This window comes from Dyella agri (assembly GCF_044904705.1).
GTDB classification, from domain to species: Bacteria; Pseudomonadota; Gammaproteobacteria; order Xanthomonadales; family Rhodanobacteraceae; genus Rhodanobacter_A; species Rhodanobacter_A agri.
This window is the reverse complement of the sequence record NZ_JADIKL010000001.1, coordinates 341,696-357,831: the sequence shown is the minus strand read 5'-3', so window position 1 is coordinate 357,831 and position 16,136 is coordinate 341,696. Positions and strand designations below refer to the sequence as shown.

14 protein-coding genes and 1 pseudogene are annotated in these 16,136 nt (G+C 68.2%); 12 read left to right on the top strand and 3 right to left on the bottom strand.

Going from position 1 to position 16,136, the window contains the following annotated elements:
* Nucleotides 1-47: 47 nt before the first annotated feature.
* Both ISP14_RS01530 and ISP14_RS01525 read left to right on the top strand, forming a co-directional pair.
* Complete coding sequence (locus ISP14_RS01530; RefSeq protein ID WP_404535532.1) at nucleotides 48-404, top strand: hypothetical protein; 357 nt, start codon at nucleotides 48-50, stop codon at nucleotides 402-404.
* 113 nt (nucleotides 405-517) lie between these two features.
* Nucleotides 518-1,534 (top strand): aminopeptidase, encoded by a 1,017-nt coding sequence (locus ISP14_RS01525; RefSeq protein ID WP_404536093.1) that lies wholly within the window; start codon nucleotides 518-520, stop codon nucleotides 1,532-1,534.
* Between the two features lie 40 nt (nucleotides 1,535-1,574).
* On the opposite strand, the gene ISP14_RS01520 is transcribed toward ISP14_RS01525, so the two are convergent.
* Nucleotides 1,575-2,384, bottom strand: coding sequence for a cytochrome c (locus tag ISP14_RS01520; RefSeq protein ID WP_404535529.1), 810 nt, complete (start codon nucleotides 2,382-2,384; stop codon nucleotides 1,575-1,577).
* 344 nt (nucleotides 2,385-2,728) lie between these two features.
* On the opposite strand from ISP14_RS01520, the gene pncB reads away from it, so the two are divergent.
* Nucleotides 2,729-3,913: a nicotinate phosphoribosyltransferase gene (gene pncB, locus ISP14_RS01515; RefSeq protein WP_404536092.1), complete on the top strand. Its 1,185-nt coding sequence runs from the start codon at nucleotides 2,729-2,731 to the stop codon at nucleotides 3,911-3,913.
* A gap of 1 nt (nucleotide 3,914) precedes the next feature.
* Here pncB and queG read toward each other — a convergent pair whose 3' ends face one another.
* Nucleotides 3,915-4,979, bottom strand: coding sequence for a tRNA epoxyqueuosine(34) reductase QueG (queG, locus tag ISP14_RS01510; RefSeq protein ID WP_404535526.1), 1,065 nt, complete (start codon nucleotides 4,977-4,979; stop codon nucleotides 3,915-3,917).
* 520 nt (nucleotides 4,980-5,499) lie between these two features.
* Between queG and ISP14_RS01505 the strand changes: the two genes are divergently transcribed.
* From ISP14_RS01505 to ISP14_RS01485, 5 genes are all read left to right on the top strand, one after another.
* Nucleotides 5,500-6,984 (top strand): NAD(P)H-hydrate dehydratase, encoded by a 1,485-nt coding sequence (locus ISP14_RS01505; RefSeq protein WP_404535523.1) that lies wholly within the window; start codon nucleotides 5,500-5,502, stop codon nucleotides 6,982-6,984.
* Entirely contained in the window at nucleotides 6,977-7,438 is a 462-nt protein-coding gene (gene tsaE / locus ISP14_RS01500) for a tRNA (adenosine(37)-N6)-threonylcarbamoyltransferase complex ATPase subunit type 1 TsaE (RefSeq protein ID WP_404535520.1), read from the top strand. Before ISP14_RS01505 ends, tsaE begins: the two co-directional genes overlap by 8 nt.
* Before the next feature lie 196 nt (nucleotides 7,439-7,634).
* Entirely contained in the window at nucleotides 7,635-9,167 is a 1,533-nt protein-coding gene (locus ISP14_RS01495; protein ID WP_404535516.1) for an N-acetylmuramoyl-L-alanine amidase, read from the top strand.
* 27 nt (nucleotides 9,168-9,194) lie between these two features.
* A complete protein-coding gene (gene mutL / locus ISP14_RS01490) occupies nucleotides 9,195-11,036 on the top strand; it encodes a DNA mismatch repair endonuclease MutL (protein WP_404535513.1) in 1,842 nt (613 codons plus the stop codon).
* Between the two features lie 69 nt (nucleotides 11,037-11,105).
* Nucleotides 11,106-12,029 (top strand): DUF1684 domain-containing protein, encoded by a 924-nt coding sequence (locus tag ISP14_RS01485; protein ID WP_404535510.1) that lies wholly within the window; start codon nucleotides 11,106-11,108, stop codon nucleotides 12,027-12,029.
* Nucleotides 12,030-12,068: 39 nt separating this feature from the next.
* Here the strand turns inward: ISP14_RS01485 and ISP14_RS01480 are convergent, their stop codons facing one another.
* Nucleotides 12,069-12,851, bottom strand: a complete 783-nt coding sequence (locus tag ISP14_RS01480; protein WP_404535507.1) for an enoyl-CoA hydratase-related protein — start codon at nucleotides 12,849-12,851, stop codon at nucleotides 12,069-12,071.
* 170 nt (nucleotides 12,852-13,021) lie between these two features.
* On the opposite strand from ISP14_RS01480, the gene ISP14_RS01475 reads away from it, so the two are divergent.
* The 4 genes and pseudogenes from ISP14_RS01475 to ISP14_RS01460 all read left to right on the top strand — a co-directional run bounded on the left by ISP14_RS01475 (nucleotide 13,022) and on the right by ISP14_RS01460 (nucleotide 16,112).
* Nucleotides 13,022-13,765: an FKBP-type peptidyl-prolyl cis-trans isomerase gene (locus tag ISP14_RS01475; protein WP_404535504.1), complete on the top strand. Its 744-nt coding sequence runs from the start codon at nucleotides 13,022-13,024 to the stop codon at nucleotides 13,763-13,765.
* 222 nt (nucleotides 13,766-13,987) lie between these two features.
* Nucleotides 13,988-14,769 (top strand): annotated as a pseudogene (locus ISP14_RS01470) (CoA pyrophosphatase).
* The gene (locus ISP14_RS01465; protein WP_404535501.1) at nucleotides 14,766-15,614 is read left to right on the top strand and encodes a sulfurtransferase; all 849 of its coding nucleotides are present in this window, start codon (nucleotides 14,766-14,768) and stop codon (nucleotides 15,612-15,614) included. The pseudogene ISP14_RS01470 and the gene ISP14_RS01465 overlap by 4 nt, the downstream one beginning before the upstream one ends.
* Nucleotides 15,615-15,629: 15 nt before the next feature.
* Nucleotides 15,630-16,112 (top strand): GNAT family N-acetyltransferase, encoded by a 483-nt coding sequence (locus tag ISP14_RS01460; RefSeq protein ID WP_404535498.1) that lies wholly within the window; start codon nucleotides 15,630-15,632, stop codon nucleotides 16,110-16,112.
* Nucleotides 16,113-16,136 lie beyond the last annotated feature (24 nt).

The following is a 16,136-nucleotide window of genomic DNA, read 5'->3' as shown; positions in this document are numbered from 1 at the left end:
ACGAACGGGCGCAGGCTGGCGCCATCGTCTCCGACGGAGGCTGTGCCATGAAACGTCTGCTGAGCGGTTTCGTCCTTGTCGCGTTCGCCGTGCTGCTGTCTGGTTGCTACTACGACCCGGGTTACAGCTATGTGCGTGCCACCCCGTATGCCGGTCCGGCCTATTACGGCAACGGCGTCGTATACGGCGACGGCTACTACGCGGCGCCGGGCTGGTATGGCGGTTGGTACGACGGCTGGTACGGCTGCTGCTACGCGCCGGGCGTGACGGTCGGCGGGGTGTGGTACGGCCGCGGCGGTTATCGCCATTATCACGGCGGTGGCTGGCGTGGCGGTGGCCAGGGACACTGGAACGGCAGCCATAGCCACACCAGCAGCCATGGCAACAGCGGCTATCACCACTGAGGCTTTGAACCGGACTTGAGTTTCCAGCCGGCCGCTGCGGCATCATGGCCGGCATGATCCGGTTTCCGGCGACCGTCCCCGAATACCTGCCCAGGCTCATCGTGTTCGCGGCGATGGGCTTGGGCCTGTGCGCTTGCGGCAGCATCCGCTATTACGCGCAGGCGGTGCACGGGCAAGGCGAACTGGTGTTCAAGCGGCAGCCGGTGCGCAAGCTGCTGCGCGACCCGGCCATCGATCCGAAGCTTGCTGGGCGCCTGACCCTGGCGCTGGCCGCACGCGAGTTCGCCAGCCAGCGGCTGGACCTGCCCGACAACCGCAGTTACACCAGTTACGTGGCCCTGGATCGGCCCTACGTGGTGTGGAACGTGTTCGCCTCGCCGCGCTACTCGGTGGAGGCGATCCGTCACTGTTTCCCGGTCGCCGGCTGCGTGGCTTACCGCGGCTGGTTCAGCGAGGCCGCTGCCGAGGCCGACGCGACGCAGATGCGGAGCAAGGGCGACGACGTGTGGGTGGGTGGGGTGTCGGCGTATTCCACGCTGGGCTGGTTCGCCGACCCCATCCTCTCCAGCATGCTGCGCTGGGATGACGACGAGCTGGCCGGCACGATCTTCCACGAGCTTGCGCACCAGCTGGTCTACGCCAAGGACGACACCGCGTTCAATGAATCCTTCGCCACATTCGTGCAGACCGAGGGCTTGCAGGAGTGGCGCGCCGCACGCCGTCTGGCGCCGGACGACGGCCACGCAAAGGCGATGGACGACGGTTTCACGAAACTGGTGCTGGACCTGCGCGGCCGCTTGAAGGCGCTGTACGCCAGCGGCGTGGACGCCGAGGCGATGGAGACGGGCAAACAGCGCGAGATCGCTGCGTTCCGCCAACGTTACGCCGAATGGCGCGACGCGTATTGGCCGCAAGACCATCGCTACGACGCCTGGGTGGCCAAACCGATCAACAACGCGCGGCTGCTGCCGTTCGGCCTGTACGACCAGTGGACGCCTGCCTTCGGCCAGCTGTTCCGCGAGAGCGGCGCGCAGTGGCCGGCGTTCTACGCGCGGGTACGGGCGCTGGCGCGCAAGCCGAAAGTGGAGCGTGATGCCGCGTTGCAGGCCTTGCTTCGCGGGCATCCCTGATCGCCGAGATCAACCGGGCGGCCATCTTTGGTCGCGCGTTTCAATGCGCCGCTTTGTGTTTCGCCATGTAGCGCAGATAGGCCAGCACTGCGTCGAGGTCGGCGTCGGACAGTGCCTGCCGGGTGGGAAAGCCCTGCATTTTCGCCTCCGGCCAGCGACGCAGCGACTGCGGGTTGCGGATGAAGCCGCGCAGCAGGTCGGCACGCAGGTATTCGGTGGGGTTGTACGGCAGGTTGAGGTCCGGCCCCAGTTGCGCGTCGCCTTCGCCGTTCATCGTGTGGCAGGCAAAGCAGCTGCGCTTGAACGCCGCGAAACCCTGGCGCACCTCGGCGCTGGCGTCGGCCTGTGGAACGACGGCCGGGAAACGCGCGGCCACATCGGGGAGCGCGCGAATCGAAGCCAGCTGGTAAGGCCATTGCTCGGGACCGATGCGGGCGGCTTGGGGGGCCGTCCACACCAGGTAGAACGGGCCGGCAGCCTTGCCGCTCCCGGACAGCGCGGGCCACGGATGTGTCGGGTCTTCCACCGCCAGCCAGGCCTGCGCGCCCTGGCGGTTGAGGATCGTTTCGGCGGGAATCTCGGCGGCGAAGCCGTCCGCGGCCACGAACTGCAGGTGCTGATCCGGGCCCAGCCCGGGCAGCAGTGCGCGCAGCGGCACGGCGCGGTAAGTCATGGAGTGGCGAAACGCCACGTCGTCCGGAATCGTCACGGCGGCGGCGTCGGGACGGGCCAGCAGTTGCGCGGTGGTCCAGATCCTGGCGCCGTGGCCGAGGTCGATCCGCAGCTCGGCCGCATGGGCAAGCAGCGGCAGGCATAGCCAGAGCAGGCAGCAGCGCAGCAACGGTTTCATGGGATCTCCCTCGGCGCGGCATTGTAATCGCGCGGTGCCGCCCCCACGTCTTTTTCAAGGCTGCAGGTGGCTGGCTGGAAACTGAATCATTTTGCACGGTTTCCTTGAACTTCCGCCGCAGCGGCTACACTAAGCATCACGTATCGCCGTGAGGCGACAGGAGACGGGGCAAAACATCGCACCGTCGGGGGGTCGGCCCCTCTCTCCCCTCTTGACGCGCCGACCTGACGAATCCCGGTAGCTACTCCCCTGGCTACCGGGATTTTTTATGCCCGCGATTTGCCGCCGGCATGGATAATCGCGTATTCGGCGCCGTTGGCGCCGCCGTGCCGAACGGCCGACGCATGATCATCGAATCGCTGCTGGACACCGACCTCTACAAGTTCTCGATGATGCAGGTGGTACTGCATCACTACCCGGCCGCGCAGGTCGAATACCGCTTCAAGTGCCGCAATCCCGGCATCGATCTCGTGCCGTACATCGACGAGATCCGTGGCGAGCTGGATGCGCTGTGCCAGCTGCGTTTCAGCGTTGAAGAACTGGACTACCTGCGTGCGATGCGCTTCATCAAGAGCGATTTCGTGGATTTCCTCGGGCTGTTCCAGCTCAACGCCAAGTACGTGACGATCGCGCCGGCGGAGGCGGGCAACGGCGAGATCGAGATCCGCATCAAGGGACCTTGGCTGCACACCATCCTGTTCGAGGTGCCGCTGCTGGCCATCGTCAACGAGGTGTACTTCCGCAACACGCAGCCGGACCACGACTTCGCCGAGGGGCGCCGCCGGCTGCAGGCGAAGATCGCGCTGTTGCGCGACACCCCCGGCTACGAGCACTGCCGCATTGCGGACTACGGCACCCGCCGGCGCTTTTCGCGGCTCTGGCACGAGGAGGTGCTGGCGGCGCTGCGTGACGGCCTCGGCACCCAGCTCGCCGGCACCAGCAACGTGTGGTACGCGCAGAAGCTGGGGCTCACCCCACTGGGCACGCTGGCGCACGAATACCTGCAGGCGCACCAGGCGCTGGGTCCGCGCCTGCGCGACTCGCAGGTGGCCGCACTGGAGGCCTGGGCGAAGGAATACCGCGGCGACCTCGGCATCGCGTTGTCGGACGTCTATGGCCTGGACGCCTTCCTGCGCGATTTCGACATGTATTTCTGCAAGCTGTTCGATGGTGCTCGCCACGATTCCGGCGACCCGTTCGACTGGGGCGAGCGCATGCTGGCGCATTACCGCGCCAATCGCGTCGACCCGCGCAGCAAGGTGCTGGTGTTCAGCGACGGCCTGGACATCCCCAAGGTGATGCAGCTCTACGAGCACTTCCGCGGCCGTTGCCTGCTGGCCTTCGGCGTAGGCACCAACCTCAGCAACGACACCGGGCCGGTGCCGCTCAACATCGTGATCAAGATGGTCCGCTGCAACGGCCAGCCGGTGGCCAAGCTCAGCGACTCGCCGGGCAAGAACATGTGCGAGGACGAGGCCTACGTGACTTATCTGCGGCAGGTGTTCGGGATACCCGCCACGCAGGGCTGACTCAGCCGGCCTGCTGCGCCAGCGCCCAGGCCACGTGCTCACGCACCACGGGCGAGGGATGGCCGGCGCGGGTGTTCAGCGCATCGCGGATCGCGGAGGATTTCGGTGCATTGCCCAGCGCCACCGCGATGTTGCGCAGCCAGCCTTCGTAGCCAGTGCGGCGGATCGCCATGCCCTCGGTGCGCTTCAGGAATTCTTCTTCGCTCCAGGCGAACAGTTCGACCAGCTTCGCGCCGTCGAGGCTGTGGCGCGGCGCGAAATCCGGTTCGGCGGCGTCCTGCGCGAACTTGTTCCAGGGGCAGACCAGCTGACAGTCGTCGCAACCGAAGATGCGGTTGCCCATCGGCGCGCGCAGTTCCTCGGGGATCGAGCCCTTCAGCTCGATGGTGAGGTAGGAGATGCAGCGGCGCGCGTCGAGCTTGTACGGCGCGAGGATCGCCTGAGTGGGGCAGATGTCGATGCAACGCCGGCAGGAGCCGCAGTGTGCGCTGGCGGGCTCGTCCACCGGCAGCGGCAGGTCGGTGTACAGCTCGCCGAGGAAAAAGTACGAGCCGGCGCGGCGGTTGATCAGCACGGTGTGCTTGCCGATCCAGCCCAGTCCCGCATTGCGCGCCAGCGCTTTTTCCAGCACCGGCGCGGAATCGACGTAGGCGCGGTAGCCGAAGTCGCCGACTACGCCGTGGATGCGCTCGGCCAGCTTCTGCAGGCGGTTGCGCATCAGCTTGTGGTAGTCGCGGCCCAGTGCGTAGCGCGCCACGTAGCCGGCCTCGCCGTCGCGGATCACCTCCCAGGCGTTGCGCGTGCCGGGCGGCACGTAATCCATGCGCACCGAGATCACCCGCTGCGTGCCCGGCTCCAGTTCGGCCGGGCGGGCACGCTTTGCGCCGTGACGCGCCATGTAGTCCATCTCGCCATGGTGGCCGTCGGCCAGCCAGCGTTCCAGGTGCTGCTCGTCTTCGCCCAGCGCCACGCCGCTGATGCCGGCATCGGCGAAACCCAGCTCGCGCGCCCATTGCTTGATGTCGCGGGCGAGGGTTGCGTAGTCGATGGCGGGGCGGGGGGGCATGTGCACATTGTAGGTGGGTAGTGCGTGTGCATGGCTGTGGTTCGGGGGTCTGGTGCTGGTGTGGCGTTTGCGTGGGATGCTGAGATTCAAAGCGTTTCGGACGCCGTCGGCGCCCGAGTTACTTCTCCTTTGCTTGTCCACGCACGCGCAGGAGCGCGAGCGAACGGCGAAGCCGGCCCGCAGGGCGTAGGGCAGGATGTCCGCAGTCAAGGAGAAGTAACCAAGAGGAAACGACACCCCGGTTGGCGCTTGCCGGGCATCCTGCCCGGCAAGTCCGTAAGGCGGGGCCGGGCTTTTCGAGCGGGCTCCTGCCCGCGCGATAAGGCGAGGCCATCCTTGGCCTCGCCCGCTGCGCGGCCTGGTCGTCCCCGCCTCACCGCCGCCTAGGGGCCCCAGAAAAGCAGGCGCGCGTCGTGCGCGCCAGAAGCAGTGGCCAAAGCCCTCAAGCTCGTAGCCGTCGCTGTTGCCTCTCTGCTGTGGCGAACGCTGCGCTCAAGCAGTGCATCCCTATAATCCCCGCATGCCGACACCTACTCACCGCCACGAGCTCTACACCGTCGCCCAGGTGCGCGCGCTGGATCGCCATGCGATCGAGGGGCTGGGCGTGCCGGGTTTCGAGCTGATGCGTCGCGCGGCTTGGGCGGCGCTGTCCAGTCTGCGCCGGCACTGGCCGCAGGCGCGGCGCATCGCGGTGCATTGCGGGCCCGGCAACAATGGTGGCGACGGTTTTCTGCTGGCGACGCTGGCGCGGGAAGCCGGTTTGCACGCCGAAGTGCTTGCGCTGGACGAGACGTCTTCGGGCGATGCAGCCCTGGCGCGGCAGGCGTGGAAGGATGCTGGTGGCTCTGTGCGGATCTGGCGGGTCGGCGAGGCTCTGCCCGAAGCCGACGTGCACGTCGATGCGCTGTACGGTACCGGCCTGCGTCGTGCGCCGGAGCCGGCGACAGCTGTGCTGATCGGGGCGATCGGTGCCAGCGGTGCGCCGGTGCTGGCACTGGACGTGCCGTCGGGTCTCGATGCCGATACCGGCAGCGTGCCGGGCGCGGCGATCCGTGCTGACGTCACGGTGAGTTTCATCGCCGCCAAGCGCGGCTTGCACACGGGGCATGCCGCGGCGCATGTCGGTGTGCTCGAACTCGATGTGCTGGGCCTGCCCGAGTCGTTGTGGCAAGGCGTGTCGCCCGATGCCCGCTTGTTGGTCGCCGAGCAGCTGCCGCCGCGTCCGCGCGACGCGCACAAAGGCATGAACGGCCATGTGCTGGCGATCGGCGGCGAGCACGGCATGGCTGGCGCCATCCGCCTGTGCGGCGAAGCCGCGCTGCGCGCCGGCGCCGGCCTGGTCAGCGTGGCGACCCGCGCGGAGCATCTGTTCGCCCTGAATGCCGCGCGGCCCGAACTGATGGCGCACGGCGTGGATGGTCCGCAGGCGTTGGAGCCGCTGCTGGCCCGCACCAGCGTGCTGGCCGTGGGGCCGGGACTGGGGCAGGGCGCGTGGAGCCATGCGTTGTGGTTGACCGCGCTGGATAGCGGCAAACCGCTGGTGCTCGATGCCGACGGTCTCAACCTGCTGGCGCGCGAGCCACGCCGCTTCACGCAGCCGGCCGTGCTGACGCCGCATCCCGGCGAGGCCGCGCGCTTGCTCGGCAGCACGGTGGCCGAGGTAGAGGCGGACCGTTTCGCCGCTGCGCGCACGCTGGCGGATCGTCAATGCGCCGTGGTGGTACTGAAAGGGGCAGGCAGCCTGATAGCCGACCCGGATGGACGTCTAGCCGTCTGTCCGTGGGGTAATCCCGGCATGGCCTCGGGCGGCATGGGCGATCTGCTCACCGGCATCATCGCCGCCTTGCTCGCGCAGGGCTGCGAGGCGTGGCAGGCGGCGTGCCTGGGCGCGGCATTGCACGCGCGTGCTGGCGATCGTGCGGCGCGGCACGGCGAGCGCGGCCTGCTTGCCAGTGATTTGCTGGCGCCCTTGCGCGCCCTGGGCAATGGACTCGACGATGACTGAGCGGCTCTGGACCCTGGCCGACGAGGCCGCCACCCATGCCTTGGGCCGCAGTTTCGCCGCGGCGCTGGATGGCGGCGGCATGGTGATCAACCTGCACGGTGAACTGGGTGCGGGCAAGACTACGTTCGCCCGTGCGCTGCTGGGGGCGCTCGGAGTGGGCGAGCGCATCAAGAGCCCCACCTACAGCCTGATCGAGCGTTACTACGCCCAGGGCCGGTCGGCCTGGCACCTGGACCTGTACCGCATCGCCGACCCGGGCGAACTTGAATGGCTGGGGCTGGACGCACTGGCCGATCCAGCCGCGCTGGTGCTGGTGGAGTGGCCCGAGCGTGGCCGGGGCGCCTTGCCGGCGGCGGATCTCACCCTGCACCTGGCGTATGCCGGCGACGGCCGCCAGGCAAGGCTGCAGGCGCATACCGCGCGAGGCCACGACTTTCTGGTGCGCGCGCACTGAGTCGCCACAGCAAGTGACGGTTTCTATTGGAAAAAATATCCTGGCTTCGATGAGGCTCGCCGGATTTGCCGTGTCCGCGATTCAGGCGGGACTTACAAGCTTTAGCTAGACGGCGGCTGATGAATGGTCTGCAGGTTATGGATATTCAAGGGAAAACTTCTTGCAATCCACGGATGCCTGCGATTCAATGCGCCACATGCGCGCTTACCTGAACAGCCTGGGTGGGGTATTGATCGTTGCGTTGGCGTCCGTGCTGGCGCCAGCTGGCGCGCGCGCAGCCGACGTGACGGCGGTGCGAGTCTGGGCCGATGCCAGCCATACCCGGCTGGTGTTCGATCTGGACGGCGTCCCGGATTACCGCATCGATCGCGGCAGCGACCAGGTGATCGTGGATTTCGCGGGCAGCAAGCTGGCCGACGGCTTCGCCAATCCCGCGGCGCAAGGCCTTTATCGCGGCATGAGCCAGAGCCGACAGGGCGATCGCCTGCAGCTCACCACGCGTATGAGCGCCGGCAGCAGTGTGCGCAGCTTTGTGCTCAAGCCTGCCAATGGCGACCATTACCGGCTGGTGCTGGATCTGCTGCCGGGCAGCGGTGCGGCCACGGCTGCTGCCGCGCCGGTCGCGACGCCGCCGCCGGCCAGCGTGCCGGTGGCTGCGCAGCGCCCGGCAACCGTCGCGGTCGCGCCGGTGAGTGGGCGCCACGGCGGCAAAACCATTGGCGCTACCCGCCAGATCACCGAGCAGGCCGCCGCATTGCTGGACGGCCAGCGCAAGGTGGTGGTGTGCATCGACGCCGGCCATGGCGGCAAGGACCCGGGTTCGCACGGGCCGGATGGCACGCTTGAGAAGAACGTCACCCTGGCGGTGGCGCGCAACCTCGCGGCGCAGATCAACAAGCAGCCGGGCATGAAGGCCATCCTCACCCGCGACGGTGACTATTTCATTCCGCTGGCGCGCCGCTACCAGATCGCGCGCGAGCACGACGCCGACCTGTTCGTCTCCATCCACGCCGACGCTTTCACCAGCGGCGATGCGCGCGGCTCCTCGGTATGGATGCTGTCCTCGCGCGGCAAGAGCTCGGTGGCGGCGCGCATGCTGGCCGACCGCGAAAACAGCTCCGATCTGATCGGCGGTGTCTCGCTGGACGACAAGAGCGACGGCCTGGCCAAGGTGCTGCTGGACATGCAGCAAGGCTGGGCGGTCCAGGCCAGCGGCGCGGTGGCCGGCAACGTGCTGAAGGCGCTGGGGCAGCTTGGTCCCACCCATCGCGGCTACGTGGAAAGCGCGAACTTCGTCGTGCTGCGGTCGCCCGACGTGCCCTCGATCCTGGTCGAGACCGCCTTCATCAGCAACCCGACCGAAGAGCGCAAGCTGCGCGATCCGTCGCACCAGAAGGCGCTGGCCGAGGCGGTGATGGGCGGCATCAAGAATTATTTCGAGTCCACGCCGCCGCAAGGTACCTGGTTCGCGGCCCAGGCCGCGCGCCGCAACGGCACCGAGCTGGCTTCGGCTGCGCCGGGCAAGCCGCAGGACGCCGACACCGTGGCCGACGATACGGCGTCTGCTGCCGATGCCAACGTGCGCGACGTACATCGCGTGGGCGAAGGCGAAAGCCTGGGCAGTATCGCGCGCCAGTACGGCATCAGCGTCGGTGCGCTGAAGAGCGCTAACCACATCGACGGCAATGCCGTGCGTACCGGCACCGTGCTGGCGATTCCCGCGGGCTGAGCGTCGCGCAACTGCTAAAGTGCGCGGATGCCCGTCATCCGTCCGTTGCCCCCCGAGCTCATCAACCAGATCGCTGCCGGCGAGGTGATCGAGCGTCCCTCGTCCGTAGTCAAGGAACTGGTCGAGAACAGCCTCGACGCCGGCGCCAGCCGCATCGAGGTGGAGATCGAAGCCGGCGGTGCGCGGCTGATCCGCGTGCGCGACGATGGCGGCGGCATCGCGCCCGATGAGCTGCCGCTGGCGGTGGCCTCGCACGCCACCAGCAAGATCGGCAGCTTCGACGACCTGGAACACGTCGCCAGCATGGGCTTCCGCGGCGAGGCGCTGGCCTCGGTGTCCTCGGTGGCGCGCTTCGCGCTCACCTCGCGCCGGCGCGAGACCGACGCCGCATTCCGCCTGGAGGTGGACGGTGGCAAGCTGCAGGCCGCGCGGCCCGCGCAGCATCCGCCGGGCACCAGCGTGGAAGTGCGCGACCTGTTCTACAACGTGCCCGCGCGCAAGAAGTTCATGCGCGCCGAACGCACCGAGTTCGCCCACATCGACGATCTGCTGAAGTCGTTGGCACTGGCGCGCGGCGGGGTGGAGTTCCGGCTCGCCCACAACGGCAAGCCGGTGCGCATCTGGAAAGCCGCACGCGACGAACAGGCGCAGTTGCAGCGCGTGGCCGAGGTGCTGGGTGAGGATTTCCCGGCGCAAAGCCTGCGCGTGGACCACGCCGCCGCCGGCATGCGGCTGTCCGGCTGGGTGGGCCTTCCCACGGCCTCGCGCTCGCAGGCGGACCAGCAGTATTTCTATGTCAACGGCCGGCTGGTGCGCGACCGCGTGGTCGCCCATGCGGTGCGCCAGGCGTATGCCGATGTGCTGTTCCACGGCCGCCATCCGGCCTTCGTGCTGTATCTCGAACTCGATCCGGCCGGTGTGGACGTGAACGTGCATCCGGCCAAGCACGAGGTACGCTTCCGCGAGCAGCGACTAGTGCACGACTTCCTGTTCCGTACCCTGCACGAGGCGCTGGCGCAGACCCGGGCGGGGCAGGTGGAGTCGCACGCGCAGGCCGACGACGGGCGCCTGCACATGAATACCGCCAGCGCCGGAGTCGCATACGCGCCCGTGCCGGGCCTGCCGGCCGTGGCCCGTGCCGCGTCGTGGCCCGCCCGCGCCGACCAGAGCCGGCTGGCGCTGGGCGTGCGCGACGAACCACTGGCAGACTACGCCACGCTGCTGGGCGAACCGCCGCGTGCGGTCTCCGTCGCCGCACCGATGCTGGCCCCCGAGGAGGGCGAGGCGCCGCCGCTGGGCTACGCCATCGCCCAGCTCAAGAGCATCTACATCCTCGCCGAGAATGCGCAGGGCCTGGTGCTGGTGGACATGCACGCCGCGCACGAGCGCATCACCTACGAAAAGCTGAAGGCCGGCCGTGTTTGCAGCAACCTGCGCTCGCAGCTGTTGCTGGTGCCGCTCAACCTCGCGGTAAGCGCGAAAGAGGCCGCGGCCGCGGAGGAGCACGCCGATGCACTGGCCGACTGGGGGCTGGAGCTGTCGCGCAGCGGCCCGTCTGGCGTGGTGGTGCGGCGCATTCCCGCCCTGCTCGAAGGCGCCGACGTGACCCGGCTCACCCGCGACGTGTTGGCGGAACTCGCCCAGCACGGCAGCTCGCGCCGCTTGCAGGAGCTGGAGAACGAGCTGCTTTCCACCATGGCCTGCCACGGCTCGGTGCGTGCCGGGCGGCGTCTGACGGTTCCCGAGATGAATGCACTGCTGCGCGAGATGGAAGCCACCGAGCGCTCCGGCCAGTGCAACCACGGACGCCCCACCTGGACGCAGCTTTCGCTGTCGGAGCTGGATCGCTTGTTCATGCGCGGGCGGTGACAGCGCTTGCTTGCCGATCCGGCATTTGGATGTCCATACTCAAGCCTTCCATTGCCGCGGATCGTCCCCATGTCGCGAATCGCCGCTTTCCTGTTTGCCTCGCTTTTCGGAGTCGTCGCCGTGTCTTTCGCTGAAACCCCGTCGTCCTACACGCATGAAATCGAACAGTGGCGCGTCGACCGCGTGGCGCGGCTCACCGGGCCAGATGGCTGGCTCAGCCTGATCGGGCTGGAATGGCTGCACGAAGGCGCGAACCGCGTGGGCAGCGCCGCGGGCAACGACATCGTGCTGAAGGCCGGCCCCGCGCACCTCGGCACCGTGACGCAGACGACGGACGGTGCGCTGCGCATCGCGCTGGACAAGGACAGCGGAGCCACCGTCGACGGCAAGTCCGTCGCCGAGGCTGCGCTGATCGACGACATACATGCCGGCGCGGACGCCGCGCCCACTACCGTGCGCTTCGGCAATGCGAACTTCTACGTGATCGAACGCGATGGCCGCATGGCATTGCGCGTGAAGGACAGCGACGCAGAGGCGCGCCGCGACTTTCTCGGTATCGACTATTTTCCGGTCGATCCGTCCTGGCGCGTCGAGGCCGACTGGGTGCCCTTCGTGCCGGAGCACGATCTCGAGATCGGCACCGCCATCGGCACCATCGACAAGGTGAAGGTGCCGGGCAAGGCAGTGTTCCACCGCGACGGCCATACCTTCGAGCTGCTGCCGTACCAGGAGGAGCCAGGTGGCGAGCTGTTCTTCGTGCTGGCCGACCGGACCTCGGGCAAGGAAACCTACGGTGCGGCGCGCTTCCTTTACGCCGCGTTGCCTGCCGGCGGCGTAACCAAGCCGGGCAAGGTGGTGCTGGATTTCAACAAGGCCTACAACCCGCCCTGCGCGTTCACGCCGTTTGCCACCTGCCCGCTGGCGCCGCCGGAGAATCGGCTGGATCTGGCGGTCACCGCGGGCGAGAAGAAGTATCGCGGCGGGCACCACTGAAAACTCCCTCCCCCAGCGGGGAAAGGGAGAGCGGCGGGCTCAGGCGCCCTTGAAGGCTGCCTTGCGCTTCTCCAGGAACGCACCGGTGCCTTCGCGCATGTCCTCGGTGGAGAACATCAGCGCGAAGCCCTGGGTCTCGAACTCCAGCCCCTGGTCAAGCGAGGTTTCGCCGCCCTGCAACACCGCGTCAAGGATGCCGGCGGCGGCCAGCGGCGCCGCGGCGGCGAGCTGGTCGGCCAGCGCGTCGACGGTCTCGTCCAGCGCTTCGGGCGCCACCACGCGGCTGACGACGCCAAGCTCGTAGGCGCGCTGTGCGTTGATGGTCGCGCCGATGAGGCAGAGTTCCAGTGCGGCACTGCGGCCGGCGAGGCGCAACAGGCGCTGGGTGCCGCCGAAGCCGGGGATCAGCCCGAGGTTGATCTCGGGCTGGCCGAACTTCGCCTTTTCGCTGGCCACGCGCAGGTGGCAGGCCATCGCCAGCTCCATGCCGCCGCCCAGCGCGAAGCCCTGGATGCGCGCGATCACCGGCTTGCCCAGTCGCTCGATGCTCGTCATCAGGCGCTGGCCGGTGCGTGAGAAACCCTGCGCCTGCACTGGCGTGTAGCCGTTCATTTCGGCGATGTCGGCGCCGGCCACGAAGGCTTTTTCGCCCGCGCCGGCCAGCACCACCGCACGTACGGCGTCGTCCTGCGCGGCTTGCGCGAAAGCGATGGTGAGCTCGTTGAGTGTGTCGCGGTTCAGCGCATTGAGCTTGTCGGGGCGGTTCACGGTGATGGTGCGTACCGCGCCGCGGTTGCCGATCTCGAGGTTGCGATAGGCCATGCTGGAAACTCCGACTGTGCCGAAACGCGCATGGTAGCAGCGGGAACCTTTACCGCTGTCGGGTTTCTCAAGGCGTGGACGCTGCATGCGCCAAGCGAAACCCTTACGATGTGGTATCCCGGAGCGGCCGCGGCATGCGGCGCGAGGCATGAGTCGCGATGGAGAACGGCATGACACGACTGCGTTGGCTGCTGCCCTGCCTGCTGCTGGCCGGCGCGGCCCATGCGCAGACCAGTCCGCAGCCGGCGGCTCCGGTGAAGCTGGACAAGTCCAAGCTCTCCTATGCGATCGGCTACCAGATCGGCAGTCAGTTCATCGATAGCCGCACCCAGGCCGGCATCCCGGAGATCGACATCGCCACCTTGCAGCGTGCGATCCAGGACGCCTACAACAAGCGGCCGCCGACCGTGTCGATGCAGGCGATGCACCAGCAGCTGAGTGCCTTCAACCAGCAGCTGCGTACCGATGCGCAAGCCGAGTTCGAGCAAGTCGCGGAGGCCAATGCGCGCAAGAGCGTCGCGTTCATGGCGCGCAACGCCAAGCAGCCCGGCGTGGTCCAGCTGCCCTCCGGCATCCAGTATTCCGTGATCAAGCGGGGCGACGGCACGGCCAGCCCCACGGTGACCAGTACGGTGGTGATCAACTACCGCGGCATGCTGGTGGATGGCACCGAGTTCGACAGCACCTGGGCGCACGGCGCGCCAGTGAGCTTCGCCGTGGACCATGTGATCTCCGGTTGGCGCGACGTGATCCCGCGCATGCACGTGGGCGACCGCTGGAAGGTGGTGATCCCGCCGCAGCTGGCTTACGGCAAGGAGGGCATGCTGCCGCGCATCGGCCCGAACGAGGCGCTGGTGTTCGATATCGAGCTGCTGGCGATCAAGCCGCCCTCGGCGGAGCAGGACTCGCCCTGATCGCGCGGGACCCTGCCGTCGGGAGCCTGTTCGATACCTCCGCATGGCCCGCGCCGGGAGCTGTTTGCGCGCAGACCAGGGAAAGACCCGGCCCTTCGGGTCGCCTTGCCGCGGCCGCCATGCGCCTGCACGCGGCTTGATCTGCCGGCCGGTGGGCTACGGCCACCTGGCAGCCAACGCGAGCCATGCGGAGATATCAAGCAGGCTCTAAAATGGTGGGACATGTCGAACGAATCGCCCGCCGAACCACCATCCCCCGCCACGCCTTGCATCGGCATCTGCCGGCTGGATTCCCAGGGCTATTGCATCGGTTGCCGCCGTACGATCGAGGAGATCGGCCGCTGGCGCGGCATGAGCGAAGCGGAGCGGCTGCGCGTGATGCGCGAGGTGTTGCCCGCGCGTGCGCATCCATGAACGATGCGCTGTTGCAGGCCTTGCGGCCACTGTCCTCGCCACCCGGCGCGCCAGGCTGGAACCACGCCGAGATGAGCGAGCTGCTGGGTAACACGCAGCGTCGGCCCGCGGCGGTGCTGATCGGCCTGCGCGAAGGCGTGCAACCGCGGCTGGTGCTCACCGTGCGCACCAATCACCTGCAGTCGCACGCAGGCCAGGTGGCGTTTCCCGGCGGCGGCACGGATCCGGGCGATGCCGACGCGCTGGCCACCGCGCTGCGCGAGAGCGAGGAGGAGATCGGCCTCGACCGCGCACTGGTGACGCCGCTGGGTTACCTCGACTGTTTCGAAACGATCAGCGGCTATTGCATCACGCCGGTGGTGGCGTGCATCGCCGCGAACGCCCAACTGCGCGCCGCACCCGCGGAAGTGGCCGAGGTGTTCGAGGTGCCGCTGGCGTTTTTCCTTGAACCGGCCAACCTGCGCCGCTATGTCATGGAATACCGTGGCCACCAGCGCGAGATGGTGGAGTTCGTGCACGGCGGGCATCGCATCTGGGGCGCCACCGCGGCGATCCTGCTCAATCTGCTGACGAGGATGGGACGCGCATGAAGACCACGCTGATTTCCGCGGCCGAACTCGCCGCCTTGCCGCCAGACGAAGTGCTGATCGTCGATTGCCGCAAAGACCTCGCCGATCCCGCGAAGGGGCGGCGCGATTACCTGGCCGGCCATATCCCGGGCGCGGTGTATGCGGAGTTGGACACCGATCTCTCTGACCTCTCGCGCCAGCCGGAAGGCCTGGGCCGCCATCCGCTGCCGTCTGCGGCGGCGTTTTCCGCCGTGCTGGCTCGCTGGGGCTGGCGGCCGGGCCTGCAGGTGGTGTGCTACGACGCGGCGAACGGCGCGCTCGCGGCCGCAAGGCTGTGGTGGCTGCTGCGCCTCGCCGGTGAATACGCCGTGGCCGTGCTCGACGGCGGTTATGCCGCGTGGCAGGCAGCGGGCCTGCCTACGGAAACCGCCGTGCCGCAACGCGCGGCGACCACGGCTGCGCTGTCGTTCGATCCTGCCCAGGTGCTGCTCGACCACACCGCGCTGCATGCTACGCCCGCGCCGTTGCTGCTCGACGCTCGCGCCGCGCCGCGCTATCGCGGCGACACCGAGCCGCTCGATCCGGTCGCCGGCCACGTGCCCGGTGCGTTGAACCGTCCGTTTGCCGACAACCTCGCCGCTGACGGCCGCTTCAAGCCGGCAACGGAGTTGAGGCACGAATTCCTAGACTTGCTCGGCACGCGCACACCGGCCGAAGTCGTGCACATGTGCGGCTCCGGCGTCACCGCCTGCCACAACCTGCTGGCGATGGAACACGCGGGGCTCGCCGGTTCGCGCCTGTATGCGCCGTCGTGGAGCGGCTGGGTCAGCGACCGTTCGCGGCCGGTGGCGACGGGTGGGGCGTGAGCGGCGGAGCTGGGTATGACCACGAAATCCCATGGCATCCGCATCGTCGGCTACGACCCGCGCTGGCGCGAGGCGTTCGCCACGCTGAACATCGAATGGCTGGAGCACTGGTTCGTGGTGGAGGACTACGACCGCGAGGTGCTCGGGAACCCTGAAGAGCACATTCTCGCGAAGGGCGGACACATCCTGTTCGCGGTCGACGAGGCGGAGCGTGCGCTCGGCACCGTTGCGCTGAAGCATGAGGGCGGCGGCGTCTACGAACTCACCAAGATGGCGGTGTCGCCCGAGGCGCGTGGTCGTGGTGTCGGTCGCCTGTTGATGGACGCGGCGCTGGGCCTGTACCGCACGCTCGGCGCACGCGAGCTGTTCCTGGAATCCAGCCGCCTGCTCGGACCTGCGCTGGCGCTGTATGAAAGCGTCGGCTTCCGCCATTACCCCGCGCCGCGCGCTGGCTCGCACTACGCGCGAGCAGACGTGCACATGATCTGGGAGCCCTGAGCGGGCTTCGTCGTTGCCCTTCGA